This is a genomic window from Streptomyces sp. NBC_01341, assembly GCF_035946055.1.
Taxonomy (GTDB): domain Bacteria; phylum Actinomycetota; class Actinomycetes; order Streptomycetales; family Streptomycetaceae; genus Streptomyces.
Genome location: NZ_CP108364.1, coordinates 3,290,023 through 3,312,649, shown reverse-complemented (window position 1 = coordinate 3,312,649; position 22,627 = coordinate 3,290,023). Strand labels below are relative to the sequence as shown.

Annotated in this window: 25 protein-coding genes and 1 pseudogene; 12 read left to right on the top strand and 14 right to left on the bottom strand. The window is 70.6% G+C overall.

Annotated features, from left to right (window positions below; all coding sequences use genetic code 11):
• Positions 1–67 precede the first annotated feature (67 nt).
• Positions 68–934 carry a DUF5707 domain-containing protein gene (locus OG206_RS14420; RefSeq protein WP_327116019.1) on the top strand — a complete coding sequence of 289 codons (867 nt, stop codon included), beginning with the start codon at positions 68–70 and terminating at the stop codon, positions 932–934.
• 24 nt (positions 935–958) lie between these two features.
• On the opposite strand, the gene OG206_RS14415 is transcribed toward OG206_RS14420, so the two are convergent.
• A complete protein-coding gene (locus OG206_RS14415; protein WP_327116017.1) occupies positions 959–3,367 on the bottom strand; it encodes an HAD-IC family P-type ATPase in 2,409 nt (802 codons plus the stop codon).
• 143 nt (positions 3,368–3,510) lie between these two features.
• A complete protein-coding gene (locus OG206_RS14410; RefSeq protein ID WP_327116015.1) occupies positions 3,511–3,789 on the bottom strand; it encodes a DUF2530 domain-containing protein in 279 nt (92 codons plus the stop codon).
• Between the two features lie 178 nt (positions 3,790–3,967).
• On the opposite strand from OG206_RS14410, the gene OG206_RS14405 reads away from it, so the two are divergent.
• On the top strand, positions 3,968–5,419 hold the full coding sequence (locus OG206_RS14405) for an NCS2 family permease (RefSeq protein WP_327116013.1): 1,452 nt from the start codon (positions 3,968–3,970) through the stop codon (positions 5,417–5,419).
• Positions 5,420–5,458: 39 nt separating this feature from the next.
• Here OG206_RS14405 and OG206_RS14400 read toward each other — a convergent pair whose 3' ends face one another.
• Positions 5,459–5,674 carry a hypothetical protein gene (locus OG206_RS14400; RefSeq protein ID WP_327116011.1) on the bottom strand — a complete coding sequence of 72 codons (216 nt, stop codon included), beginning with the start codon at positions 5,672–5,674 and terminating at the stop codon, positions 5,459–5,461.
• A gap of 134 nt (positions 5,675–5,808) precedes the next feature.
• Here OG206_RS14400 and OG206_RS14395 point away from each other — a divergent pair, with 134 nt between their 5' ends.
• Positions 5,809–6,249 (top strand): MarR family winged helix-turn-helix transcriptional regulator, encoded by a 441-nt coding sequence (locus OG206_RS14395; RefSeq protein WP_327116009.1) that lies wholly within the window; start codon positions 5,809–5,811, stop codon positions 6,247–6,249.
• 94 nt (positions 6,250–6,343) lie between these two features.
• On the top strand, positions 6,344–7,678 hold the full coding sequence (locus OG206_RS14390) for an MFS transporter (RefSeq protein WP_327116007.1): 1,335 nt from the start codon (positions 6,344–6,346) through the stop codon (positions 7,676–7,678).
• A gap of 51 nt (positions 7,679–7,729) precedes the next feature.
• Here OG206_RS14390 and OG206_RS14385 read toward each other — a convergent pair whose 3' ends face one another.
• The 5 genes from OG206_RS14385 to OG206_RS14365 all read right to left on the bottom strand — a co-directional run bounded on the left by OG206_RS14385 (position 7,730) and on the right by OG206_RS14365 (position 11,729).
• On the bottom strand, positions 7,730–8,182 hold the full coding sequence (locus OG206_RS14385) for a Uma2 family endonuclease (RefSeq protein WP_327116005.1): 453 nt from the start codon (positions 8,180–8,182) through the stop codon (positions 7,730–7,732).
• Between the two features lie 345 nt (positions 8,183–8,527).
• On the bottom strand, positions 8,528–9,523 hold the full coding sequence (locus OG206_RS14380; RefSeq protein ID WP_327116003.1) for an aldo/keto reductase: 996 nt from the start codon (positions 9,521–9,523) through the stop codon (positions 8,528–8,530).
• A 45-nt stretch (positions 9,524–9,568) separates the two neighbouring features.
• Positions 9,569–10,543, bottom strand: coding sequence for a prolyl aminopeptidase (gene pip / locus OG206_RS14375; protein WP_327116001.1), 975 nt, complete (start codon positions 10,541–10,543; stop codon positions 9,569–9,571).
• A gap of 11 nt (positions 10,544–10,554) precedes the next feature.
• Complete coding sequence (gene nadE, locus OG206_RS14370; RefSeq protein ID WP_327115999.1) at positions 10,555–11,385, bottom strand: ammonia-dependent NAD(+) synthetase; 831 nt, start codon at positions 11,383–11,385, stop codon at positions 10,555–10,557.
• A gap of 116 nt (positions 11,386–11,501) precedes the next feature.
• Positions 11,502–11,729, bottom strand: a complete 228-nt coding sequence (locus OG206_RS14365) for a hypothetical protein (RefSeq protein ID WP_327115997.1) — start codon at positions 11,727–11,729, stop codon at positions 11,502–11,504.
• Between the two features lie 69 nt (positions 11,730–11,798).
• On the opposite strand from OG206_RS14365, the gene OG206_RS14360 reads away from it, so the two are divergent.
• Entirely contained in the window at positions 11,799–12,302 is a 504-nt protein-coding gene (locus tag OG206_RS14360) for a hypothetical protein (RefSeq protein WP_327115995.1), read from the top strand.
• A 151-nt stretch (positions 12,303–12,453) separates the two neighbouring features.
• Here OG206_RS14360 and OG206_RS14355 read toward each other — a convergent pair whose 3' ends face one another.
• On the bottom strand, positions 12,454–12,897 hold the full coding sequence (locus OG206_RS14355) for a nuclear transport factor 2 family protein (RefSeq protein ID WP_327115993.1): 444 nt from the start codon (positions 12,895–12,897) through the stop codon (positions 12,454–12,456).
• 217 nt (positions 12,898–13,114) lie between these two features.
• Here OG206_RS14355 and OG206_RS14350 point away from each other — a divergent pair, with 217 nt between their 5' ends.
• Positions 13,115–14,014, top strand: coding sequence for a helix-turn-helix transcriptional regulator (locus tag OG206_RS14350; protein ID WP_327115991.1), 900 nt, complete (start codon positions 13,115–13,117; stop codon positions 14,012–14,014).
• 226 nt (positions 14,015–14,240) lie between these two features.
• On the opposite strand, the gene OG206_RS14345 is transcribed toward OG206_RS14350, so the two are convergent.
• Positions 14,241–14,735, bottom strand: a complete 495-nt coding sequence (locus OG206_RS14345) for a MarR family winged helix-turn-helix transcriptional regulator (RefSeq protein WP_327115989.1) — start codon at positions 14,733–14,735, stop codon at positions 14,241–14,243.
• A 227-nt stretch (positions 14,736–14,962) separates the two neighbouring features.
• Here OG206_RS14345 and OG206_RS14340 point away from each other — a divergent pair, with 227 nt between their 5' ends.
• The 3 genes from OG206_RS14340 to OG206_RS14330 all read left to right on the top strand — a co-directional run bounded on the left by OG206_RS14340 (position 14,963) and on the right by OG206_RS14330 (position 17,723).
• On the top strand, positions 14,963–15,811 hold the full coding sequence (locus OG206_RS14340) for an alpha/beta fold hydrolase (protein WP_327115987.1): 849 nt from the start codon (positions 14,963–14,965) through the stop codon (positions 15,809–15,811).
• 368 nt (positions 15,812–16,179) lie between these two features.
• Entirely contained in the window at positions 16,180–16,605 is a 426-nt protein-coding gene (locus tag OG206_RS14335; RefSeq protein WP_327115985.1) for a hypothetical protein, read from the top strand.
• Positions 16,606–16,766: 161 nt separating this feature from the next.
• On the top strand, positions 16,767–17,723 hold the full coding sequence (locus OG206_RS14330) for a hypothetical protein (RefSeq protein WP_327115983.1): 957 nt from the start codon (positions 16,767–16,769) through the stop codon (positions 17,721–17,723).
• A 40-nt stretch (positions 17,724–17,763) separates the two neighbouring features.
• Here the strand turns inward: OG206_RS14330 and OG206_RS14325 are convergent, their stop codons facing one another.
• Both OG206_RS14325 and OG206_RS14320 read right to left on the bottom strand, forming a co-directional pair.
• Positions 17,764–18,642 (bottom strand): DUF4429 domain-containing protein, encoded by an 879-nt coding sequence (locus OG206_RS14325; protein WP_327115981.1) that lies wholly within the window; start codon positions 18,640–18,642, stop codon positions 17,764–17,766.
• A gap of 130 nt (positions 18,643–18,772) precedes the next feature.
• On the bottom strand, positions 18,773–19,234 hold the full coding sequence (locus OG206_RS14320) for an ArsI/CadI family heavy metal resistance metalloenzyme (RefSeq protein WP_327115979.1): 462 nt from the start codon (positions 19,232–19,234) through the stop codon (positions 18,773–18,775).
• Between the two features lie 180 nt (positions 19,235–19,414).
• Here OG206_RS14320 and OG206_RS14315 point away from each other — a divergent pair.
• Together OG206_RS14315 and OG206_RS14310 are read left to right on the top strand one after the other, a co-directional pair.
• Positions 19,415–19,627 (top strand): annotated as a pseudogene (locus OG206_RS14315) (phosphotyrosine protein phosphatase); the annotation flags it as partial.
• Positions 19,628–19,891: 264 nt separating this feature from the next.
• Entirely contained in the window at positions 19,892–20,533 is a 642-nt protein-coding gene (locus tag OG206_RS14310) for a TetR/AcrR family transcriptional regulator (RefSeq protein ID WP_327115977.1), read from the top strand.
• Between the two features lie 31 nt (positions 20,534–20,564).
• On the opposite strand, the gene OG206_RS14305 is transcribed toward OG206_RS14310, so the two are convergent.
• On the bottom strand, positions 20,565–20,705 hold the full coding sequence (locus OG206_RS14305; RefSeq protein WP_442805845.1) for a hypothetical protein: 141 nt from the start codon (positions 20,703–20,705) through the stop codon (positions 20,565–20,567).
• Positions 20,706–20,859: 154 nt separating this feature from the next.
• Positions 20,860–21,618 (bottom strand): GDSL-type esterase/lipase family protein, encoded by a 759-nt coding sequence (locus OG206_RS14300; RefSeq protein ID WP_327115975.1) that lies wholly within the window; start codon positions 21,616–21,618, stop codon positions 20,860–20,862.
• Between OG206_RS14300 and OG206_RS14295 the strand changes: the two genes are divergently transcribed.
• A complete protein-coding gene (locus OG206_RS14295; protein ID WP_327115973.1) occupies positions 21,617–22,597 on the top strand; it encodes a WD40 repeat domain-containing protein in 981 nt (326 codons plus the stop codon). The genes OG206_RS14300 and OG206_RS14295 overlap by 2 nt on opposite strands.
• Positions 22,598–22,627: the final 30 nt, after the last annotated feature.

Below are 22,627 nucleotides of genomic sequence, written 5' to 3'. Positions count from 1 at the left end.
TCGCAGACCACACGGGGACCGCCAGTCTCACGACTGGCCACGGGCCCCCTTCTCCACTGGGGAACACATGCGTATTCGCGCCACTGTCGCCGCGGTTTCCGGCGCCCTGGCCTTGTCCGCCCTCGCCGTCCCGGCGGCACAGGCGGACGGCACTGCCGTTCCGAACCTGCACAAGCCCACCGTGTCCGAGCTGTTCGGTAACGCGGTGAAGGCCCCCCGCGCGTCCGCGCGTGCCGCCTCGGCCCTGCCGGTCATCTCGAAGGTCGTCGTCAACGGCGGCAAGGACATCACCGTCGGCACGACGGCCGCGAAGAAGTTCACCGTCTCGGTCACCGCCTCGCACGCGTCCGGCGTGTCCGACGCCTACGTCGACCTGTGGCACGGCACGAACGTCGACGACGACATCGACGGCCTGCTGATGCCCAACGAGGACATGGCGTCCTGCAAGAACGCCAGCGCCACGACCGCCACCTGCACGCTGACGATCACGGCCTACCCCGGCGACGACCTGTACAAGAACGCCCTGGCCGGCACCTGGCACGTCTCCGCGGGCGCGCTCGCGGCCGACCAGAGCGCGGTCGCCTACACCGACTTCTACTCCACGGCCCGGGTCCAGCGTGTCTCCCGGATCACCGTCAACGCCTCGCCGGAGCCCGTCAAGAAGGGCAAGACCATCACGGTCACCGGCAAGCTGTCGCGCGCCAACTGGGAGGACTTCGCCTACCACGGCTACGCGGGTCAGTCCGTCAAGCTGCAGTTCCGCAAGAAGACCAGCAGCACCTACAGCACCGTCAAGACCATCAAGACGAGCAGCACCGGCGAGCTGAAGACCACCGTCACGGCATCGGTCGACGGCTACTGGCGCTACAGCTTCGCCGGCACGTCCACCACCCCGACCGTCACGGCCGCGGGTGACTTTGTCGACGTGAAGTAGCAAGAAGGCGACACCCTCGCGGATCTACGTGGGGAAGCGGCGGCCGACCAGCCTCCAGGCCACTTCGAGGACGGCCGCCGCTGCCGCCGCGATGACCACCGCCGTCCACGGCGTGGTCATGCCGACGAGTCTCAGGGCGAAGAAGTCCTGGAGCCACGGCACCGACAGCACGATCAGGAAGCACAGCCCCATCGCGGCGACGAGGACGACCCGCCACCAGGTGTACGGGCGGGCGATGATCGCCAGGACCCACATCGAGACCAGGAACAGCGTGAGTGTGGCCGCGCTGGTCTCCGCCTCCAGAGCCCCCGGCCCGCGGTACATGTGCCGGGCCACCAGATACGTCGCGAAGGTGGCCGCCGCCGCGATGACCCCGGACGGGATCGCGTACCGCATGACCCGGCGCACGAAGTGCGGCCGGGCCCGCTCCTTGTTGGGGGCGAGCGCCAGGAAGAACGCCGGGACTCCGATGGTGAGCGTCGAGAGCAGCGTGAGGTGGCGCGGCAGGAACGGGTACTCCACCTGGAAGCAGACCACCAGGATCGCCAGCAGCACCGAGTAGACGGTCTTCGTCAGGAACAGGGTGGCGACCCGGGTGATGTTGCCGATGACCCGGCGGCCCTCCGCCACGACCGAGGGGAGTGTGGCGAAGCTGTTGTCGAGCAGCACGATCTGGGCCACCGCCCGGGTCGCCTCGGAGCCCGAGCCCATGGAGACCCCGATGTCGGCGTCCTTCAGGGCGAGTACGTCGTTGACGCCGTCGCCGGTCATCGCGACCGTGTGCCCGCGTGACTGGAGTGCCGCGACCATGTCGCGCTTCTGCTGCGGGGTGACCCGGCCGAAGACCGTGTTGCGCTCGATCTCCGTGGCCATGGCGTCGCGGTCGGCGGGCAGCCGGCGGGCGTCGAGGGGGTGCTCGGCGCCGGGCATCCCCAGCTTCTGGGCGACCGCGCCCACCGAGACGGCGTTGTCGCCGGAGATGACCTTGGCGTCGACGTTCTGGTCCGCGAAGTAGGCCAGGGTCTTCCCGGCGTCCGGCCGCAGCCGCTGCTCCAGGACGACGAGCGCCGTGGGAACGGCCCCCGCGGCCGGGTCGGGGGCGTCCAGCTGGCCCCGTGCCCGGGCGAGCAGCAGGACGCGCAAGCCCTGTTCGTTGAGGCGGCCGGTCTCCGTGAGGGCGGGGTCGTCGGCGGGGAGCAGCACGTCGGGCGCGCCGAGCAGCCAGGCGGACGCCCCGCCGCCGGCCTCGGCGAAGGCCGCGCCGCTGTACTTGCGGGCCGAGGAGAACGGCAGTGCCTCGGTGACGCCCCAGCCCTCTTCGTCCGGGTGGGCGTCGATGATGGCCTGGAGGCTTGCGTTCGGGCGGGGGTCGGAGGCCCCGAGCGCGGCCAGGACGCGGTGCACGTACGCCTCGTCGGAGCCGTTCAGCGGGCGGACCTCGGTGACGTCCATGCCGCCCTCGGTGAGGGTGCCGGTCTTGTCCAGGCAGACCACGTCGACCCGGGCCAGGCCCTCGATGGCGGGCAGTTCCTGCACGAGGCACTGCTTGCGGCCGAGCCTGATGACACCGATCGCGAACGCGACCGAGGTGAGCAGGACCAGCCCCTCGGGGATGATCGGGACGATTCCGCCGATCGTGCGGGCGAGTGAGTCCTTGAAGTTGTCGTTCTTGACGACCAGCTGGCTGATGATCAGCCCGGTCGCCGTCGGCACCATCATCCACGTGACGTACTTGAGGATCGTGCTGATGCCGCTGCGCAGCTCGGACCGGACGAGGGTGAAGCGGGACGCCTCCTCGGCGAGCTGGGCGGCGTAGGCCTCGCGGCCGACCTTGGTGGCCGTGAACGCCCCGCCGCCCGCGACGACGAAGCTGCCGGACATCACGGGGTCGCCCGGCCGCTTGATCACGGGGTCGGCCTCGCCGGTCAGGAGCGACTCGTCGATCTCCAGGCTGTCGGCCTCGGCGACGGTGCCGTCGACGACGGCCTTGTCACCGGGACCGAGTTCGATCAGGTCGCCGAGGACGATCTCGGAGACGGAGACCTCGGCGGAGACCCCGTCGCGCCGCACCGAGGGTCTTGCCTCCCCGATCACCGCGAGGCCGTCCAGGGTCTTCTTGGCCCGCCATTCCTGGATGATGCCGATGCCCGTGTTCGCGATGATCACGTAGCCGAACAGGCTGTCCTGGAGGGGCGCGACGATGAGCATGGTCACCCAGAGCACCCCGATGATCAGGTTGAACCGGGTGAGGACGTTGGCGCGGACGATCTCGCCGACGGACCGGGACGAGCGGACGGGCACGTCGTTGACCTCGCCCCGGGCGACCCGTTCGGCCACCTGCGCCGTGGTCAGCCCGCCCGCCGGGGCGGCCACCGTGGAGGCCGGTACGGGGTCCGGTTTCTCGCCGGAGGAGTCGAGTGCCCGCTGAGTCATGATTCCGACCGTACGGGCGGAACGCGTGATTCACCCGCCGGGCGCCGGAAGATCAGGCCGGAGGAGGAGAGGGAGGTCCCGAGGTCTGCGGGATGACGCGGGGTATGCCGTAAGGGTGAGGCAGAGGGGCCGGCGCCCGGACGTCAGTGCTGCGCGGTGTCCCCGCCGGTACCGGCCTGCGCGGCGGCCCGCTTGAGCGCCGCGTCACGTCCCCGGACGTACCAGATGCCGATCAGGCCCAGTCCGGCACCGGCCAGGCAGACCCAGATCCACCAGGCGTGCCCGCGGTCGTCGAACCATCCGTAGAAGGGGACCTGCACGAGGAAGAGGACGAACCAGAGGATCGTGCCGCCGGTGATGGTGGCGACGACGGGACCCTCCAGGGGCTCGGGTGCCTCGTGCTTCGGTGTCCACTTCTCCATGCGGCCAGTCTAGCCGGGGGCGCTACGGGGCCAGTCGGCGCAAGGGTCTACGCGCGGAGATAGCGATCTTTGGCTTATGTATTCATACTGAATCTGCTTAATGGATGACTCAATTCATTCGTGTGAACATCCAAATTTTGACGGCATTCATCCCCCCATGCACGACTGAAGGTCATACATGTCTTCCTCGGCCACCGCTCCGGTCGGTCAGCCTCAGGGGCCACAGCAGTCGCTCGGCACCCTCGATCGCTACTTCAAGATCTCCGAGCGGGGGTCGACGGTCGCCCGCGAGATCCGTGGCGGTTTCGCCACGTTCTTCGCCATGGCGTACATCATCGTGCTGAACCCGATCATCCTCGGCAGCGCGAAGGACATGTACGGGCACCAGCTCAACGGTGGCCAGCTCGTCACGGCCACCGTGCTGGCGGCCGCGTTCTCCACGCTCCTGATGGGTGTCATCGGCAACGTGCCGATCGCGCTCGCCGCCGGTCTCGGCGTCAACACCGTCGTCGCCCTCCAGCTAGCCCCCCGGATGAGCTGGGCCGACGCCATGGGCATGGTCGTGCTGGCCGGCATCGTCGTGATGCTGCTGGTCGCGACCGGGCTGCGGGAGCGTGTGATGAACGCCGTGCCGCGGTCGCTCCGCAAGGGCATCGCGATGGGCATCGGCCTGTTCGTGCTGCTGGTCGGCCTGGTCGACTCGGGCTTCGTCTCCCGCATCCCGGACGCCGCGCACACCACGGTGCCGCTGCAGCTCGGCAATGACGGTCACCTCCACGGCTGGCCCGTGCTGGTCTTCATCCTCGGCACGCTGCTGACCCTCGGGCTGATCGTGCGCAAGGTGTCCGGCGCGATCCTGATCTCCATCGTCGTCATGACGGTGTTGGCGCTGGTCATCGAGGCCGTCGCGGACCTGCCGGCCGACGCCTGGGGCCTGACCGTCCCGAAGTGGCCCGGGAATCCGGTGTCGTCGCCCGACTTCGGTCTGATCGGCCACGTCAGCCTGTTCGGCGGCTTCGGGAAGGTCGGGGTGGTGACCGGCATCCTCTTCGTCTTCACCGTGCTGCTGTCCTGCTTCTTCGACGCGATGGGCACCATCCTCGGTGTCGGCGACGAGGCGAAGCTGATGGACAGGAACGGCAACTTCCCGGGCATCAACAGGGTCCTGTTCGTCGACGGTGTCGCCGTCGCGGCGGGCGGTCTGAGCTCGTCCTCCGCCTCGACGTGCTTCGTGGAGTCCACGGCGGGCGTCGGCGAAGGAGCCCGCACCGGGCTGGCGAGCGTGGTGAGCGGGCTGCTCTTCACGGTGGCGCTGTTCCTGACGCCGCTGGCGACGATGGTTCCCTCGCAGGCGGCCACTCCGGCCCTGATCGCGGTCGGGTTCCTGATTCTCGCGGGCAATGTGCGGGACGTGGACTGGAGCGACATGACGCTCGCGGTCCCGGCCTTCTTCGCGATGCTGATGATGCCGTTCACGTACTCGATCACCAACGGCATCGGCATCGGCTGCATCACCTTCAGCGTGATGCGCCTGGTGGCGGGCCGGGGGCGTGAGGTGCCGACCGCCATGTACGTGGTGTCAGCGGTCTTCGTCTTCTACTACGCGATGCCGGGGCTCGGCCTCGCGTAGGCGCGTACGGACGTTCCACCCCTGCGGGGCGGATCTCCGTCAGGTGACCCGGTCGGCCGGGTCCGGGTGACGGGGGTCCGCCCCGTAGAACTTCTCCGTCTCGTCGACGGCCGCGTGGAAGCGTTCGTCGAAATCGTCGCGTACGAGCGTCCTGACCACGTAGTCCTGGACGGTCATGCCGCGTCTGGCGGCGTGCCGGCGGAGCCGCTCGAGCAGCTCACCGTCTATGCGCAGGCTGAGCACTGTCGATCCCATGCCAAGCAGGGTCGCGGCACGGATGGCCGTTCCGGGGCGGTTTCCGGCCCATACTCACTCGTTCGGGTGATCAGATTCTCGCGCGTGTACCACCGGTTGGTATTTAGCAGAGCTAATGAGTTACGCTAATGAACATGCCTGACCTGATCCACGACGGCGAAAGTGCCGCCGCCGTGAGCTCCCTTCGCTCCGCCGTGATGCTGCTGGGCCGACGCCTGAAGCACCAGCGAGTCGACGAGTCGCTGAGCCCCACCGAGATGTCGGTGCTCGGCACTCTGGCCCGTTGCGGATCCGCCACCCCCGGTGAGCTGGCCCGCAAGGAGCACGTGCAGCCCCCGTCGATGACCCGCATCGTCGCGCTGCTGGAAGCCAAGGGCCTGGTCAGACTGGAACCGCACCCCGACGACCGTCGGCAGAAGATGGTCAGCCGGACCGAGCAGGCGGAAGCCATGCTCGCCGAGAGCCGCTCCAAGCGGAACGCCTGGCTGGCCGACCTCGCCGAGGGCCTGGACGAGGAGGAGTGGGAGACGCTGCGGGCCGCCGCGCCCGTGCTGGAGAAGCTCGCCCACCTGTGATCCCAGGCGTGGCACCCGGGCCGGCAGCCCGCGGCGTCCACGTCCACATCCCCGTCAGTCCGACCGCCGTATACGCCCGAGGAGGCGAACCCTTTTGAGTACGGGATCCGGAGCAGACTCCGCCCCCGCACCGACGTCCACCCACGAGAGCAAGACCGGCGGGACCTTCTCGTCGCTGAAGATACGCAACTACCGCCTGTTCGCCACGGGCGCCGTGATCTCCAACACCGGTACCTGGATGTCCCGCATCACGCAGGACTGGCTCGTCCTGAGCCTCACCGGGTCCGCCGCCGCCGTCGGTATCACCACGGCCCTCCAATTCCTCCCGATGCTGCTCTTCGGCCTGTACGGAGGCGTCATCGCCGACCGGCTCCCGAAGCGGCGGCTGCTGCTCATCAGCCAGGCGGCGCTCGGCATGTGCGGCCTCGCGCTCGCCGCCCTGACCCTCTCCGGCGTCGTCCAGGTCTGGCACGTGTACCTGATCGCGTTCCTCCTCGGCATGGTGACGGTCGTCGACAACCCCGCGCGCCAGTCGTTCGTGTCCGAGATGGTCGGCCCCGCGCAACTCCGCAACGCCGTCAGTCTGAACTCGGCGAACTTCCAGTCCGCCCGGCTCATCGGCCCCGCCGTCGCGGGTGTCCTGATCACCACGGTCGGCAGCGGCTGGGCCTTCCTGCTGAACGGCCTCTCGTTCGCGGCGCCGCTCGTCGGGCTGCTGATGATGCGGACGAGCGAGCTTCACCCGTCCGTGACCGTCAAGCGCGCCAAGGGGCAGCTCCGCGAAGGGCTGCGCTACGTGTCGGGCAGACCCGAGCTGGTGTGGCCGATCGTCCTGGTCGGCTTCGTCGGCACGTTCGGCTTCAACTTCCCGATCTTCCTGACGGCCTTCGCGGACGACATCTTCCACGGCGGCGCCGGGATGTACTCGTTCTTCAACATCCTCATGGCGGCCGGCTCGCTGGCCGGAGCACTGCTCGCCGCCCGCCGCCGTTCCTCGCGGCTGCGGATGCTGGTGGGCGCGGGCACCGTGTTCGGTGTCCTGGAGATCGCCGCGTCGCTGTCGCCGTCCGTCTGGCTGTTCTCGCTGCTGCTCGTCCCGATCGGCATGATCGGCCTCACGACCAACATCAGCGCCAACACGAGCGTCCAGATGGCCGCGGACCCGGAGATGCGGGGCCGCGTCATGAGCCTCTACATGATGGTCTTCGCCGGAGGTACTCCGGTGGGCGCCCCGATCGTCGGCTGGATCAGCGACACCTACGGTGCCCGGACCGGCATGGCGGTCGGCGGGGCGATCTCGATGCTGGCCGCCCTCGGTGTGGGCTTCGCCCTGACCCGCGTCGGCGGCCTGCGCATCAAGGTCGACCTGCGCCCCGGCCGCCCGCACGTACGGTTCGTCCCGCGCGAGCAGCTGGCGACGGCTGCCTGAGCACGGCCGTGTACGCCGCCCCCTCCTGCCGGAGGGGGCGGCGTTCTCGTTTCAGTCGCGGGGGAACCTGTCCGTCCGGAGCGCGAGGCCGACGCGGGTGCCGGTCAGGTCGACCGGGGTGCCGAAGTCGAGGCTCAGCACGCTGCGGTACTCGGCGTCCTTGGGAATCGTGTGGAGGTGCCATGTCCCCGTGTAGGGGTCGATGATCAGGTACACGGGTACGCCCGCGGTGGCGTACGTGGCCTTCTTCGGGCCGTAGTCGTTCGCGGCGGTGTCCTTGGAGATCACCTCGGCGACGAACTCGATGTCCTGGTAGCGCCAGTGGCCCTTGGCATCTGCCGAGGCCTCCTCGCTCAGCGCCACGACGTCGCACGCGAAGCTGTTCCCCTCGACGATCTCGACCTTGAATCCCTCGGGGGTGGGCTCAAGCCACTCGAACATCATGTCCAGGGTGCGCTCGTCGCTGGTGTCGGCCATCTCGATCCTGTCGTCGACGACGGTCATCGTGGCGCTCCTCCACGCTGCCGCACAGCGCGGGCAGCCGCGTAGTGCAACGATAGGCCCGGGCCCCCCGGACACGTCGGGACGCAAGGACGTTCGCCGCACGAGCGGCCAGAGACTCTTCGCCGCGGTCCTGCCGCCGGAATCCGCCGCCGGCGCCCCGCTGCGAGGTGGGTGGTGCGGGCCTGGCGACTGGGGCGGTGAGCGGGGCGGCTAGGCTCCTCGCGTGGACCCGAAGACCAGAAACCGCATCATGGCGGCCGTGCTCGTGCTGATGTTCGTCCTCGTCGCCGCGGCGGCCGCCCTGGGGGGCTGAGCCCCCCAGGACGGCCGCGCGCCTGCCGTGTCCTACCAGGCGAAGTTCTCCGGCGACGGGCCCGGCCCCGGGAAGATCTCGTCCAGGGCGGAGAGCACCTCGTCGGACAGCTCCAGTTCCACCGCACGCAGCGCGGAGTCGAGCTGCTCCCGTGTGCGCGGGCCGGAGATCGGTCCGGTGACGCCGGGCCGCGTCAGCAGCCAGGCGAGGCCGGTCTCGCCTGGCTCCAGGCCGTGCTTCTCCAGCAGGTCCTCGTACGCCTGGACCCGCTCCCGCACCTTCGGGTCGGCCAGCGCTTCGGCGGACCGGCCGGAGGTGGACCGGGCGCCGCCGCCCTCACGCTCCTTGCGGATCGCGCCGCCGAGCAGCCCGCCGTTCAGCGGCGACCACGGGATGACCCCGAGGCCGTACTCCTGGGAGGCCGGGATGACCTCCATCTCGGCGCCGCGCTGCATCAGGTTGTAGATGCACTGCTCGCTGACCAGGCCGTAGCTTCCCCGCTGCCGGGCGCGCTCGTTGGCCTGGGCGATCTTGTAGCCCGAGAAGTTGGACGAGCCGGCGTACAGGATCTTGCCCTGCTGGATCAGGACGTCGATGGCCTGCCAGATCTCGTCGATCGGGGTGGACCTGTCGACGTGGTGGAACTGGTACAGGTCGATGTGATCCGTCTGCAGGCGCTTGAGGCTGGCGTCGACGGCCCGGCGGATGTTCAGGGCGGACAGCTTGTCGTGGTTGGGCCATGCCTCGCCGTCGGCCCCCATGTTGCCGTAGACCTTGGTGGCGAGCACGACCTTGTCGCGGCGCTCGCCGCCCTGCGCGAACCAGGTGCCGAGGATCTCCTCGGTGCGGCCCTTGCTCTCGCCCCAGCCGTAGACGTTCGCGGTGTCGAAGACGTTGACTCCTCCCTCCAAGGCTGCGTCCATGAGGGCGTGGCTGTCGCTCTCGTTGGTCTGGGGGCCGAAGTTCATCGTCCCCAGCACGAGGCGGCTGACCTTGAGTCCGGTGCGTCCGAGCTGCGTGTACTTCATGGAGCCCAAGCCAACTCCTTCGAGCGGGCTCGAAGCAAGGGGGGTTCACGCGCGCACGGCGAACCGGTCCAGAGCTGCCAGCACGGCCCGCGAGGTCGCCGCGCCGCCGAGGTGGCCCGCGTCGGGGATCACGGTCAGCTCCGCGTCGGGCCAGGCCCTGGCCAGTTCCCACGCGGTGATGAGCGGGCCGCCCAGGTCGAATCGGCCGTGCACGAGTACGCCGGGGATGCCGGCCAGGCGGCCCGCGTCGCGGATCAGCCGGCCCTCCTCCAGCCAGGCCCCGTGCGAGAAGTAGTGCGCGCAGATCCGGACGAACGCCTGCTGGGCGCGTTCCGGCCTGCCGCTGTAGGGCGGCGGGCCGGTGTACGTCTCCGTGGAGAGCACCGCGTCCTCCCAGGCGCACCAGTCGGCCGTGGCCCTGGCCCGCACCCGGGGGTCCGGGCTCTCCATCCGCCGTGCGTACGCGGCGACGAGCCCGCCGGGGCCGTCCGCCTCCGGCACGCCCGCCCGGAACAGGTCCCAGGCCTCGGGGAAGATCTGCCCGGCGCCCCGGTACAGCCAGTCGATCTCGCTGCGCCGGGTCGTCGTCACCGCCGGGATCACGATCTCGGAGACCCGCTCCGGGTGTTCCTCGGCGTACGCGAGGATCAGGGTGGAGCCCCAGGAGCCCCCGTACAGCAGCCACTTCTCGATGCCGAGACGGGTGCGCAGGCGTTCCATGTCGGCGATCAGGTGGGCCGTCGTGTTGTGCCGCATGTCCGCCGCGGGGTCGCTCGCGTGCGGGGTGGAGCGGCCGCAGTTGCGCTGGTCGAAGAGCACGACACGGTAGAGGTCCGGGTCGAAGTACTGCCGGGGCCGTGCGGTGCACCCCGAGCCCGGGCCGCCGTGCACGACGAGGGCGGGTTTGCCGGCCGGGTTGCCGCAGACCTCCCAGTACACGAGGTTGCCGTCACCCACGTCGAGCATCCCGTGGTCGTGGGGCTCGGCCGGCGGGTACTTCTCGTCGGGTTTCCGGTGCATGGCGCCGGAGCCTACGGCGCGATGGGCAGCCGGCGCTTGTGGTCGGTGAGGCGGTACCTGCCGACGATCGTGTCGAAGGCTTCGACGTCCACCGGCTTGCCTTCGAGGAAGTCGTCGATGGTGTCGTAGGTGACGCCGAGGGCGTGCTCGTCGGCCTTGCCCGGGTCGAGCGTCTCCAGGTCCGCCGTCGGCACCTTCCCGACGAGCTCGGCGGGTGCGCCCAGCGCTTCGGCGACCGCGCGCACCCGGCGCTTGGTCAGACCGGTCAGCGGGACCAGGTCGGCGGCGCCGTCCCCGAACTTGGTGAAGAAGCCGGAGACCGCCTCGGCGGCGTGGTCCGTGCCGACGACCAGGCCGTCGTGCGCCCCGGCCACCGCGTACTGGGCGATCATGCGCTGCCGCGCCTTGATGTTGCCGAGCACGAAGTCCTCGTGGTGGGAGTCGCGGAAGCTGACGTCGGCGGCGAGCGCGGCGGCGAGCGCGGCGTCGCTCGCGGGCTTGATGTCGACGGTCAGCACCTTGTCGGCGCGGATGAAGGAGAGCGCGAGCTGGGCGTCGTGCTCGTCGGCCTGGACGCCGTAGGGGAGCCGCATCGCGTAGAACCGCGAGTCGTGGCCCGCCGCGCGCGCCCGCTCGACGGCGAGCTGGCACATCCGGCCGGCGGTGGTGGAGTCGACCCCGCCGCTGATGCCGAGCACCAGGGAGCGCAGGCCGGTGGACGCCAGTCGCTCGGCGAGGAACGCCACACGGCGTTCGATCTCCTTCTCGGCTTCGAAGGTCTCCGCGACCTCGAGTTCGAGGGCGATCTCCTGCTGCAGGGCGATGGCCGCCGACTCGCTCACGTCTGCTCCCGGTTCCGGTTCACGATGGGTGTCGCGTCCACCCTACCCAGGGGCTCCGGTGCCTCCGGGGGCCGGTCGGCCGGGGCCGTCGGCGCTTTCGCGCGCCGCCGTACCCGTCAGCCCCTGACGGCGACGTGGTACGCGGATGCCCACAGGGTCGCCGCGGCTGCCAGGCCCCCCACCGCTCGCACGCCGCCGTCCGGCAGCCCGGCCGCGGCGAGCGCGAGTCCAGCGACCGCGACGGCGATGACCCCTCGGCCGCAGGGAGAGTTACCCTCCATCGGGAGCACGCGCTGCGATGTCCGCAGGTCACCCGCGGGCAGGACCGGAGGAAGAAGGACCATGTCGACCCCCACCCCGGCGCATTCCGACCGGGTCAACGAGGCCCGTGAGCGGTACGACGAGGTGGCCGCGTGAACGCCACGCCGAAGGTGCTGGCGGTCCTGGACGAACTCCTCGCTTCCGTCGCCCCCGGCGAACGCGGTGCGCTGTGGCATCTCGCCGAACAGGGACGGGAGTTGGACGCCAACGTCGTCCACCTGCCGCCGGACACCCACGTGGGCGAACACCAGGAGGACGTTCTCGACGTGCTCCTCGTCGTCCTCGCGGGGAGCGGCGGTCTGCGCACGGGCGGCCGCGCCCTCGACCTCGTCCCGACCACGGTGATGTGGCTGCCCCGCACCTCGCGCCGGGCCCTGGAGGCCGGACCGGACGGGCTGACCTACCTCACGGTGCACCGCCGCCGCCCCGGGCTCACCGTCAAGCCGGCCGTACGGACTCCGGCGCACGAGGGCGGCGAGGCCCCCTGCATGCTCGACCTGGTGTGCCCGGAGTGCGGCCGGCTGTCCGCGGACCGCGCGCCGAGGTTCTGCAGCGCGTGCGGAGAGGCGTTCCCGGAGCGTCAGGGCATGTATTGAGGCGTGATCAACGAGTGGGGCCTCGCAAGGTCCTTGATCCAGATCATGGAGACGCGGAGGTGGTGTCCGGCTCGGTAGCTCTTGGGGGCCTTGTCGTAGCGGGCAGAGTTCGGCGTGGAGTTGACGGTGCCGGCTCCGAAGCGCGGGGTCGTCAGCGGGCACCCGCTTCGGCGCGCGCGTAGAAGGCGGCGAGCTCGTGGGGGTTCTTGACGTACACGTCGATCTCGCGCACCGTGCCGTCCTCGACCTGGTAGACCTCGACCATGGTGAGCGAGTACTTCTCACCGCTGCTGTGGGCCGTGAGCGTTCCGGCAAGCGTTCCGATCACGCCCGCCGGGCCCTCGAACACCTCGGTGCCGGTGACAGCGACCTCGGCGTAGCCCATCATGGCGCCGAGGACCGACCGCACGAACACGTCGCGCCCCCGGTGCACGCCGCCGTAAGGGAGCTGGCCCGGCTCATCGACGACCACCTCAGGGGCGAGCCTGGCCAGGACGCCCGGTATGTCACCCTTGCTCAGCGCCTCGTACAGGCCTCGCACGACGTCCGAGGGGCTTTTCGTCACCGTCTCGCTCTGCCGGCCCTGCTTGCTCATCTTGTGTGCCCCTTCAATCTTGTTCAGGTACTCGAGCTCTCGGGTGGAGCTCGGTACCGGAAGGTCGGCCCGCCGGGTACGTTTCTGTTCCGCTCGGGCCCCGGGAGGACCGGGATACGCACCATGCAACGGGAGACGGGCGCGCTGGGGGAGCCCTTGCGGTAAGAGGTACCGGCAGGACCCCCCAGACCCCATGAGGCGTGCCTACCCTGTCCCCATGGACAACCGGGAAGCAGTCAGCGCCTTTCTCCGCTCCCGCCGCGACAAGATCACGCCCGAGCAGGCGGGTCTGCCGGTGTACGGTCAGCGGCGGGTGCCCGGGCTGCGGAGGGGTGAGGTGGCGACGCTTGCCGGTGTCAGCGTGGAGTACTACACGCGCTTGGAGCGAGGCAACCTCAAAGGGGTCTCCGACGGCGTGCTGGATGCCCTCGCCCATGCGCTCGGACTCGACGACACCGAGCGCATGTACCTGCATGACCTCGCACGCGCTGCCGGGCCGGCACCGCGGACGCGGGCCCGGCAGCGCGAGGTTGCGCCGACTGTGCGCCCGAGCTTGGTGCGCATCATCGAAGGGATGCCGGAACTGCCGGCCTGCGTGATGAACAACCGCCTCGACACGCTGGCCGCCAACGCACTGGGCCGGGCGCTGTACTCGGAGATGTACGCCGACCCGACCTGCGGGGCGAACGTCGCCAGGTTCGCGTTCCTCAGCCCCGGGGCCAGGCGTTTCTACGTCGACTGGGAGGGCATGGCCCGCTTCGCCGTGGGCGCGCTGCGTATCGAGGCGGGCAGGAACCCGCACGACCGGGAACTGACGAACCTGATCGGTGAACTTTCCACCCGCAGCGACGCCTTCCGTGTGATGTGGGGGTCGCACGACGTGCACGTCTTCCGCAGGAGCACGAAAAGCCTCAGCCATCCGTTCGTCGGTGACCTGGAACTCGATCAGGAGACCATGAGCCTGCCGGACGAAAGCGGCCTGAGCGTGGTCGTCTACAGCGCGTCTCCCGGAACTGCCGCCGAGGCCGGACTGAAGCTGCTTGCGGGCTGGTCCGCCACGACCGGACCGGAGCAGGGCGCGGGACTCACCGGAGGAGCGGCGGGCCGAAAGCCCTGACGGGCAGCCGGGTCAGCCGGTCGGCGGGAGCTTCTGGCGCGCCCTGTCCCGGGCGTGGCCACGGCATCGGCGAACGCGGGGTCGGCGTGCACATAGGCTTGAAGGCGCCTTCTGTTCCCCTGGCCTGGCACCGGCACGGAATCGCTGACCCGCGTCAGAACGGCACGGCAACCAGCGGCCCGAGTCTGCGATCCGCTCGCAGATCACAGTTGCGTCGCCGCGTGCTTCACGTCCTCCTGTCCCCCTTCTTGCCCGCCGCGGTGTGATCGTCGATGTTGGCTGTCAGCCGGCGCGCCAGGCTCTGAAGGGTGGAGACCTCTTCGGCGGTCAGTCCCGCGGCCTCCCCGATGGCGGGCGGGATGCTGGAGAGGCGTGCGTGCAGTGCGAGGCCCTCCTCGGTGAGCGCGACGTGGACCACCCGCTCGTCGGCCGCCTGACGTTGCCGCTGGAGCAGGCCGTTCGCCTCCAGGCGCTTGATCAGCGGTGTGACGGTTCCGTAGTCCAGTTGCAGGAGGGCCACCAGCTCCTTGACGGTCAGGGTGCGGTGTTCGCCGAGGGTGACCATGACCAGGTACTGCGGATAGGTCAGCCCGAGCGGTTCGAGCAGGGGCCGGTAGACGCCGGTGATGGCGCGTGAGGCCGCGTACAGGGTGAAGCACAGGTGCTTGTCCAGGAGCGGGATGGGCTGGTGTGGCTCGGGCGCGGGGATCCGGTCACTCATCGCTCGTCTCGCCTTCCGATCGGGGGGCCGCCTGCATCACGCATGGCATTTCGGTCATTCCTGCATCTTCCGAACGTCTCTAGGGAGCACTATACGCTCGCCTTCATTTATCTCGTGCACAAGTAACTTGTGCACGATGAGAAAGCCCGCTAGGTTTCTGGTGTCGCCACCGGACAGGTCAACTTCCGGCGGCGGCCCCGGCATCCGCCCTTACCCGAGGAGTTCTCATGAACGTTTCGACCGCCTTCCGCCCCACCCGTAAGCACGTCGTCGTCGCGGGCGCCCTGGCCGGAGTCGCAGCGCTCTCCCTCGCCGTCACCTCACCGGCCGGCGCCACGGACGGACATCACGCCTCGCCCCGGAAGCCCACGGTCGTCCTGGTGCACGGCGCCTTCGCCGACTCGTCCAGCTGGAACGGCGTGATCCAGCGGCTGCGGCACGACGGCTATCCCGTGGTGGCCCCGGCCAACCCGCTGCGCAGCCTGACCGGCGACGCGGACTACCTCAAGAGCTTCCTCAAGAGCGTCAAGGGCCCCGTCGTCCTCGCCGGCCACTCCTACGGCGGCGCGGTGATCAGTGAGGCCGCCGCGGGCAACCCGAACGTGAAGGCCCTCGCCTACATCGCCGCCTTCGCCCCCGAAAAGGGCGAGACCGCGCTGGGGCTGTCCAACAAGTTCCCCGGCAGCACGCTCGGAGACGCCCTGAACCCCGTCTCCTTCCCCCTCGCCGGAGGCGGCACCGGCACCGACCTCTACATCAAGACCGACACGTTCCACCACCAGTTCGCCGCCGACGTCCCCGCGCGGGTCAGTGACCTCATGGCCGCCACCCAGCGCCCCGTAGCCGCCTCCGCCCTGGAGGAGGGAGCCACCGCAGCCGCCTGGAAGACCATCCCCTCCTGGAACCTGATCACCCGCCAGGACCTCAACATCCCGCTCGACGCACAGCGGTTCATGGCGCGGCGGGCCCACTCCCACACCACCGAGATCAAGGCGTCCCACGCCGTCACGGTCTCCCGCCCGGACGCGGTGACCCGTGTGATCGAGCAGGCCGCGCGCGCCACCGACGGCCGCTGAAATCGTCGCCGGCCCGGCCGGGTGCCGGAGCCGCACGGGGAGCTCCGCGCGCCGGCGACGGACGCGCTCGCCGCGAGTTCCGCGAGGAAACCGGCGGCGGCCTCCACGACAGCGGGCCGGAACATCTCCCCGTCGGCCTCGTCGTACGTCTCCGCCACCTGTTCTCCGAAGTAGCCGTCGTCGTTGTCCACCGCAGGACCGCACTGCCGTGGCAGGGCACGCGCGTGGCGGGGGCGGCGGCCGTCTCCGTATCTCCGTTACCACTTCCGGGTTCACCGGAGTGCGCAACTCCAGCCCCTGAGTACACGAGAGTGCACAGTCGGCCTGTGATGCTGGTCACGGTCCGTGTCCGCCGTCAGGCTTCGTCCATGGACCAGAGAAGTTCACTCGACCCGGCACCCTGCTGGGTCCCCGTGTCCGGGCATGCGCTCCGGCACACCGGTGTCCACTTCGACGCCGTGCGCATCGTCGGACCGGCCGGCGACGAAGTGGCTTACGAACTGATGCAGTTCACCGGCTTCCGGGCGGGCCCGATCGTGCGTTCCGGGGTCGGGGAGCGGAGTACGTGTTTCCTGCTGGCGCCTCACACCGCGGGCGTGTACCGGTGGCCGGCCGGGGCGCGGCTGATGGGGCGGGACATGCGCTGCGACGCGTTCGTGGGGATTCCCGCACTGGAGGGCAGGACGTGGCCGCTGGACTGGTGCTCGCGGCCCACCGAGAAGTCACCGTTCGTCGACACGGCGCTGCTCCACGAGGTGGCGGTAGCGGTACTGACGGGCCGAGTCGGCCCGTGACCGCACGGCGAGGCGTCCCGGAAACGGGACCCCGTGCGGTGCGGTACCGTGATCGCGTCATTACGTTCCGTGCGCGCGCACCGCGCGCGGGCGGCCCCCGGGGGGTGCTACCAACACCGACCCGAGGGCCTTCACCCACGAGTGGATGGACCTCCACCGAGATGCTTCGGCATGCTATCGCGCCCTCTCGGCGCTACACGAAGGCTTCGCACGACGTCGTTCGCCGTACGCGACTGAACAGCGACGCGAAGATTCTCCTCCTGGCCGTGCAAGGGCTCCCCGACGGGCAGGCCGCCCAGCCGCTGAGCGAGCACGCGCGGAAGCTCGGCATCACGGGACGGGCGTACCAGAAGTCCAAGGCCCTGCTGGTCGCGCACGGTTACGTCCATGAGTGGCGCGCCCAGCGTGCTCGCGGGCGCTGGGTGACGGAACAGCTCCTCTCCAGCGTGTCCCTCACGTCCGAGGAAGCGGCCCTGCTGCGCGGGGGGTTGTCCGAGGAGCAGTCGAGTGTGCGGGAACCGGCGGTCGGTCGGCCGACCGCTCGGGTGGCCGGTCGTCAACTACCGGTGGAGGAAGAACAAGAGAAGAACGAACCCCACCCACCCTCCCGAGCGGAGCCCGACCTCGAGCCGGGACCCCAGGTCGCGGAGGGGGAGCGGGTCCTGCTCTCGCTGCGGCATGTGCGGCGCGAGCTGTACCTCGGGGTGAAGGAAGCCCGGTCCCTTGCCGAGCTCGCCGCCCGCTGGCTGCTGCGCGGGGTGTCGGAGGCCGAGCTGCGCAGCGTGCTGACCAGCGAACTTCCGGGTGACGGTGTGCGGTCCGCAGTCGGCTTCCTGCGCTTCAGGCTGCTGCACAAGATGCCGCCGGAGCTGCCGTCCGAGGTGATCCCGCAGCCCGTCGCACCGTCGTCCGTAACGGAGTTGACGACCTGTTCGGCCCCGGGTGAGGAGCACGTCTTCCGGCCGCTCGCCGACGAGACCGAGTGCGGGGAGTGCCGCAGGCAGGCGGCGTGGGCGCACTGGGACGCCCAGCGGGCTGCGGCGGAGGCCGTACCGGGCGACCCGCTGCCCTGGCGGGAACGCTTCGCGCGGCTGGGAGACGTCGCCGCCCCGGGGTGAGGGGACGACCGGTGCGCGCCGCGGGGCGGCGGGCCGGGGATCAGAGGCGTTTCAGCACGGCCTGCTTGGCGGTGGTGAACTCCTCGTCGGTGAGGACGCCCGCCCGGTGCAGTTCACCGAGCTCACGCAGTCGCCGCAGCAGGACGTCGTGATCGTCGGCGGCCGGGGCGTCGGCCGGGGTGAGCGCGGGGACTTCCTGTGTGGCGCCGGGGGCGAGCGGCCGGGCGGACGAGGAGAGCCGCACGAGGACGGCGGCTGCGACGAGCACAGCGGTGTACTCCCGCTTGGACAGCCCCCACAGGTCCAGGGAGTACGGGTCGTACTTCGGCTGCGCGGGCGCGGTGACTCCCGCGCGGTCGAAGCGCAGGGAGCCGTTCTCCAGTCCGATGGCCGGTATCCAGCGCACCCCCGTGACGTCCGCCAGCGGGAGGGCGACGGCGCCTCCGGTGGTCTTCGACTCCTCGGCCTTCCAGTTCCAGACGAGGCGGACGGTGTGCCCGTCGAAGGACGCGGTGCCGTCCCCGCCCCCGCCGGACACGGGCACCGACGGCCCCGGCAGCAGGAAGCGGGCCACCGGCCCGTCCGGCACCTGCTCGATCAGCAGGGCGTTGCGGATCTCGTCGACGAGGTACTCGGCCACGCCGCTGCGGTCCTTCTCCACCAGGAGTTGGTACGGGTCGGCGGAGTCCCGCAGCCGGCCGTCCGCCGCCCGCTGCACCGGGCAGGCGCCGGTGCGCAGCCGGAGCCGCAGACGGCCGCCCTTGCGGTCGGGTTCGAAGGAGGCGCCCGCCACGGCTTCGAGCGGCACGGCGAGTTCGCCGAGGTCCTGCCGCACGGGGTGCACCTTGCTGCCGGGGACGATGCGCACCGTCTCCCCGTCGAAGCTCCATGTGCCGTCACGCGTGATGATGTCCGCCATGGCGCGGATTCTGCCAGCCTCCGCTCCGCCTGCGGAGGGGCCGGAGGCGCGGGGCCCTCGGCACCCCGGCCTGCCGCCCCGGCCTGCCGCACCCGCCGGAACGGGTGCGGCAGGCCGTGACCGGACGGGCTCAGGTGCCGCAGGCGCAACCTGCGGCGGCCGGTGCCTCCTCGGCGGTGCCGGGCAGGCGGGAGTCGTCCGGGGCGGCGTTCCTTTCCATCTGTCCGGCGTCCGCCTTGACGACGTACACCTCCCACGGCTCCTTGCCGGGGCCGTGGACCCAGACCTTGTCCTGGAGGGCGTAGCAGCAGGAGGTGTCGTTCTCCTCGAAGGTCGCGAGGCCCGCCTCCGTGAGGCGGGTGGTGGCGGCGGAGACCTCCTGCGTCGTGCCGACCTCGACGCCGAGATGGTCCAGGCGGGTCTCCTGGCCCGGCTCGCCCTGGATCAGGACGAGCTTGAGCGGTGGGCTGGCGATCGCGAAGTTGGCGTAACCGGGGCGGCGCTTCGCGGGCTCCACGCCGAAGAGCTTGGAGTAGAAGGTCACCGATGCTTCGAGATCGGCGACGTTGAGTGCGAGCTGGGCACGGGACATGACCACCCCTCCATCAGGTTGGATTGATGTTCTTCGATTCAATGTTGCGCCTTGAATCGAAAAACGTCAACATAGAAGCATGTCGAAACAAGGACGCGTGGTGCTCGGTCGGGCGGCCCCCGAGGACTGCTGCCCCACCCTCCTCACGGCACCGCCGAGGAGGGGGTCGAGACGCTGGCGAAGGTCTTCAAGGTCGACGCGGTGCGGGCGTCCGACGTGGTGATCACCATGGGGTGCGGGGACACCTGCCCCGTCTTTCCGGGGAAGCGGTATCTCGACCGGCAGCTCGCCGACCCCGCCGGGCAGGGGGTCGGCGCCGTACGGCCGATCCGCGACGAGATCGAACACCTCGTCCGCGGGCTGCTCGCCGAACTCGGCATCGCCGCTCCGTAGCACCGGCGGTCCTTCACGCCGGGCCCCGTCACCTGCCCCCGGGCACTCCGGCTCGGGGATCAGGCGGCGGCTGTACTGGTGTACGAGCGCTCACCGGTCCTGGCGGTCTATCGGCCCGGCGGCGTGCCGAAGGGTGCGCACGGCCGGACGAACCAGGACAATGGCGCACGCGCCATCCAGAGGCGACCGAGCCCCCACCGGCCCGCGCGGTCCCGCTCAACCGCAGCCGCGAGCACCGGAGATGTGGCAGACGAAGGAGGACCCGTGGTGGATGTCCCGGTGGACCAACTGACCGGAGCGGTCGACGGCAGGCGCACCCGGGCACGTGCGCAACTCCTCGAAGCGGGCCTGGAACTGTTCGGCGTGTACGGCTACGCGGCCACGTCGGAGCAGGCCCTGTGCGAGGTGGCAGGGGTCCCGGAGGAGATGCTCTGGGAGGAGTTCGGCTCCCGGGAGGGCGTGCTCATGGCCCTCCACAACCAGATCACGACCAGCGGACTGCGCGCCGCCGAACAGGCCCTGCTCTCCGAGGGCATGGACGACTGTCCGGTCGCGGAGCGTTTCCGGCGGCTCTTCGACGCGTACGTGTCGGCCGTGACCCGGGACCTGCGCGAGGCGCGGATCACCTTCGTCGAGGTGCTGGGTGTGAGCCCCGCCGTCGACGCGCACTGCAAGAAGTGGCGCGACCTGTGGGGCGACTTCCTCACCGGCGAGGCCGAGCGCGCGGCGGTACGCGGCGAGGCGGAGGAGCGCGACCACCGTGTGGTGGTGATGGTGATGGTCGGTACGGTCCACGAGCTCATGGCCCACCACGCCCGCCGTCCCCGCAGGGCCAGGCCCGACGAGGTGTCCGAGGAACTGACCAAGCTGGGGCTCGCGATGCTGGGCGTCGAGCTGGTCGGCTGACCCGCGCCGCGCGCGCCCCGACGCGGGCGCCTCACAGGCCGATGCGGGCCGCTGTCGGCAGATGGCCGCTTCCTGTCGCGGGCAGCGACCGCACCTGGGTGACCTCCGCCGACCGGGGCAGCACCTGGTCGATCCTGGCCACCGGCACGGTGCCCGGAGCCGCCGTGGCCACCACCCGGTGGGACGCCGCCCGTCGCCGCCGCGCCCGGATGCCTCGTCGCCCGCCCGTACGTCACTCGCCCGTGCTCCAGTTCCGGACATCCCGCGCCGCCCCGTACGTGACGGGGACGCGGGGCCGGAGCCGCGCGGTTCCGGGCACAACGGGTTCATGCCGCGGCGAGGGCTCCCGCGTAGGGGCCGCCCACGCCCCACGCCTGGTGCATCGCGTCGGCGAAGGCGCCGGCCAGCTTGTGTTCCCCGGCGGGGCCCGGGTGGGTGCCGTCGTAGGTGTCCGTGCGGATGTCGTAGCCCACCGGGTGCGAGGCCAGCAGGACCGGGGACGAAGGGGTGTCCAGATCGGCGACGGCCTTCGCGAGCAGGACGTTGAAGCGGTCGCACTCCGCGGCGAAGGGGGCGTCGGACTCGGCCCGCACATTGGGTATCACGGGAAGCAGCACCAGCCTGATCCGCGGGTTCGCGGTGCGGGCCGCGGTGACGAAGGCCCGCGCGTTCGCGGCCGTCTGCTCGCTGTTCGTGTAGAAGCCGAGGTCTATCAGGCCGAGCGAGACCAGCAGGACGTCGGCGCGGGTCACCGTGACCGTGTCCGCGATGACGGGCGCCATGTGGAGCCAGCCCTCGCCCCAGCCGGCGAGGTGCCGTCGCGCGGGCGCGGGGAAGGCCGGATCGCCGTAGGCGTGGGAGAGCGGGGCGTTCGCCTCGGTGTCGTACACCTCGGTGCGCGGACCCGTGATCGCGTAGCCGTCGCAGCCGACGGTCGCTTCCAGGTGCTGCCACATCCGGTAGCGCCAGGTGAAGTCGCCGGAACGCCCGATGGTCATGGAGTCGCCGACGAAGAGAAAACGCATGGCGACATCATGGCGGATCACCGCTCCGGCCTGCGACGTGACAGTGGACACTTGTGCCATGAGATCGCTGCTGACCCTCTCCGCCGCCGCCCTCCTGTTCCTCGCGGGGGCGGCACCCGCCGTCGCGGACGACGGTGACGGGGCGGACCGCACCTTCACCATCGAGGACCCCCGGATCACCGAGTCCAGCGGCCTGGCCGCCAGCCGGATCCACCCGGGCGTCTACTGGACGCACAACGACAGCGAGGACGGGCCGTACGTCTACGCCGTCGACTCCCGGACCGGGAAGACCGTCGCGACGATCACCATGAAGGGCGTCGGGGAGCCCCGCGACGTCGAGGCGATCTCGCTCGGGCCGGACGGGAACCTGTACGTCGGCGACATCGGTGACAACCTCGACGGCTCCTGGGACCACGTCTGGATCTACCGCTTCCCGGAACCGAAGAAGCTCGCGGACGCCACGGTGCGGGCCACGCAGTTCGACGTGAAGTACGCGGACGGCGCGCGCAACGCAGAGGCGATGATGGTCCATCCCGTGACGGGGCGGGTGTACATCGCCTCGAAGAAGGAGGGCGGCGGCGGGCTCTACGAGGGCCCGGAGAAGCTGACGGCCGGCGGGACCAACGTGTTCCGGCGGGTGGGCGAGGTGCCGTGGGTGACGGACGGCGCGTTCTCGCCGGACGGCAAGGAGCTGGTGCTGCGCTCCTACTTCAGCGCCCGGGGCTACGCCTTCGCGAACGGCCGGCTCGGCGCCGACCACGCCGTGAGCGTGCCGCTGCAGGGGCAGGCCGAGTCGGTGACCTACACGGCGGACGGCTCGGCGATGATGTTCGGCTCCGAGGGCGAGCGGAGCGAGGTGCTGCGCGTCGACGTGAAGGGCGGCGACAGGGCGGCTTCGCCGAACAGCGGGGGCGGCGGGACGTCTTCGGGGGACGGCGGCGAGGACGGCGGCCCCGGGAAGAGCACTGTGACGGGCGGGGCGGTCGCGGTCGTCGTCATCGTGCTGGCCCTGCTCATGGCCAGGCGCAGGCGCGGCTAGTGCCGCGCCGCGCCACATCCGTCCCGTCGC

What these genes read in the sequence shown, in the direction of transcription:
- OG206_RS14325 (WP_327115981.1), bottom strand. Translation starts at nt 18,642, where the DNA reads ATGGCGGACATCATCACGCGTGACGGCACATGGAGCTTCGACGGGGAG.
- OG206_RS14415 (WP_327116017.1), bottom strand. Translation starts at nt 3,367, where the DNA reads ATGACTCAGCGGGCACTCGACTCCTCCGGCGAGAAACCGGACCCCGTA.
- OG206_RS14365 (WP_327115997.1), bottom strand. Translation starts at nt 11,729, where the DNA reads ATGGTCCTTCTTCCTCCGGTCCTGCCCGCGGGTGACCTGCGGACATCG.
- OG206_RS14345 (WP_327115989.1), bottom strand. Translation starts at nt 14,735, where the DNA reads ATGAGTGACCGGATCCCCGCGCCCGAGCCACACCAGCCCATCCCGCTC.
- OG206_RS14420 (WP_327116019.1), top strand. Translation starts at nt 68, where the DNA reads ATGCGTATTCGCGCCACTGTCGCCGCGGTTTCCGGCGCCCTGGCCTTG.
- OG206_RS14400 (WP_327116011.1), bottom strand. Translation starts at nt 5,674, where the DNA reads ATGGGATCGACAGTGCTCAGCCTGCGCATAGACGGTGAGCTGCTCGAG.
- OG206_RS14350 (WP_327115991.1), top strand. Translation starts at nt 13,115, where the DNA reads ATGGACAACCGGGAAGCAGTCAGCGCCTTTCTCCGCTCCCGCCGCGAC.
- OG206_RS14335 (WP_327115985.1), top strand. Translation starts at nt 16,180, where the DNA reads ATGGACCAGAGAAGTTCACTCGACCCGGCACCCTGCTGGGTCCCCGTG.
- OG206_RS14385 (WP_327116005.1), bottom strand. Translation starts at nt 8,182, where the DNA reads ATGACCGTCGTCGACGACAGGATCGAGATGGCCGACACCAGCGACGAG.
- OG206_RS14395 (WP_327116009.1), top strand. Translation starts at nt 5,809, where the DNA reads ATGCCTGACCTGATCCACGACGGCGAAAGTGCCGCCGCCGTGAGCTCC.
- OG206_RS14380 (WP_327116003.1), bottom strand. Translation starts at nt 9,523, where the DNA reads ATGAAGTACACGCAGCTCGGACGCACCGGACTCAAGGTCAGCCGCCTC.
- OG206_RS14355 (WP_327115993.1), bottom strand. Translation starts at nt 12,897, where the DNA reads ATGAGCAAGCAGGGCCGGCAGAGCGAGACGGTGACGAAAAGCCCCTCG.
- OG206_RS14300 (WP_327115975.1), bottom strand. Translation starts at nt 21,618, where the DNA reads ATGGCACAAGTGTCCACTGTCACGTCGCAGGCCGGAGCGGTGATCCGC.
- OG206_RS14405 (WP_327116013.1), top strand. Translation starts at nt 3,968, where the DNA reads ATGTCTTCCTCGGCCACCGCTCCGGTCGGTCAGCCTCAGGGGCCACAG.
- OG206_RS14410 (WP_327116015.1), bottom strand. Translation starts at nt 3,789, where the DNA reads ATGGAGAAGTGGACACCGAAGCACGAGGCACCCGAGCCCCTGGAGGGT.
- OG206_RS14340 (WP_327115987.1), top strand. Translation starts at nt 14,963, where the DNA reads ATGAACGTTTCGACCGCCTTCCGCCCCACCCGTAAGCACGTCGTCGTC.
- OG206_RS14330 (WP_327115983.1), top strand. Translation starts at nt 16,767, where the DNA reads ATGCTTCGGCATGCTATCGCGCCCTCTCGGCGCTACACGAAGGCTTCG.
- OG206_RS14295 (WP_327115973.1), top strand. Translation starts at nt 21,617, where the DNA reads ATGAGATCGCTGCTGACCCTCTCCGCCGCCGCCCTCCTGTTCCTCGCG.
- pip (WP_327116001.1), bottom strand. Translation starts at nt 10,543, where the DNA reads ATGCACCGGAAACCCGACGAGAAGTACCCGCCGGCCGAGCCCCACGAC.
- OG206_RS14320 (WP_327115979.1), bottom strand. Translation starts at nt 19,234, where the DNA reads ATGTCCCGTGCCCAGCTCGCACTCAACGTCGCCGATCTCGAAGCATCG.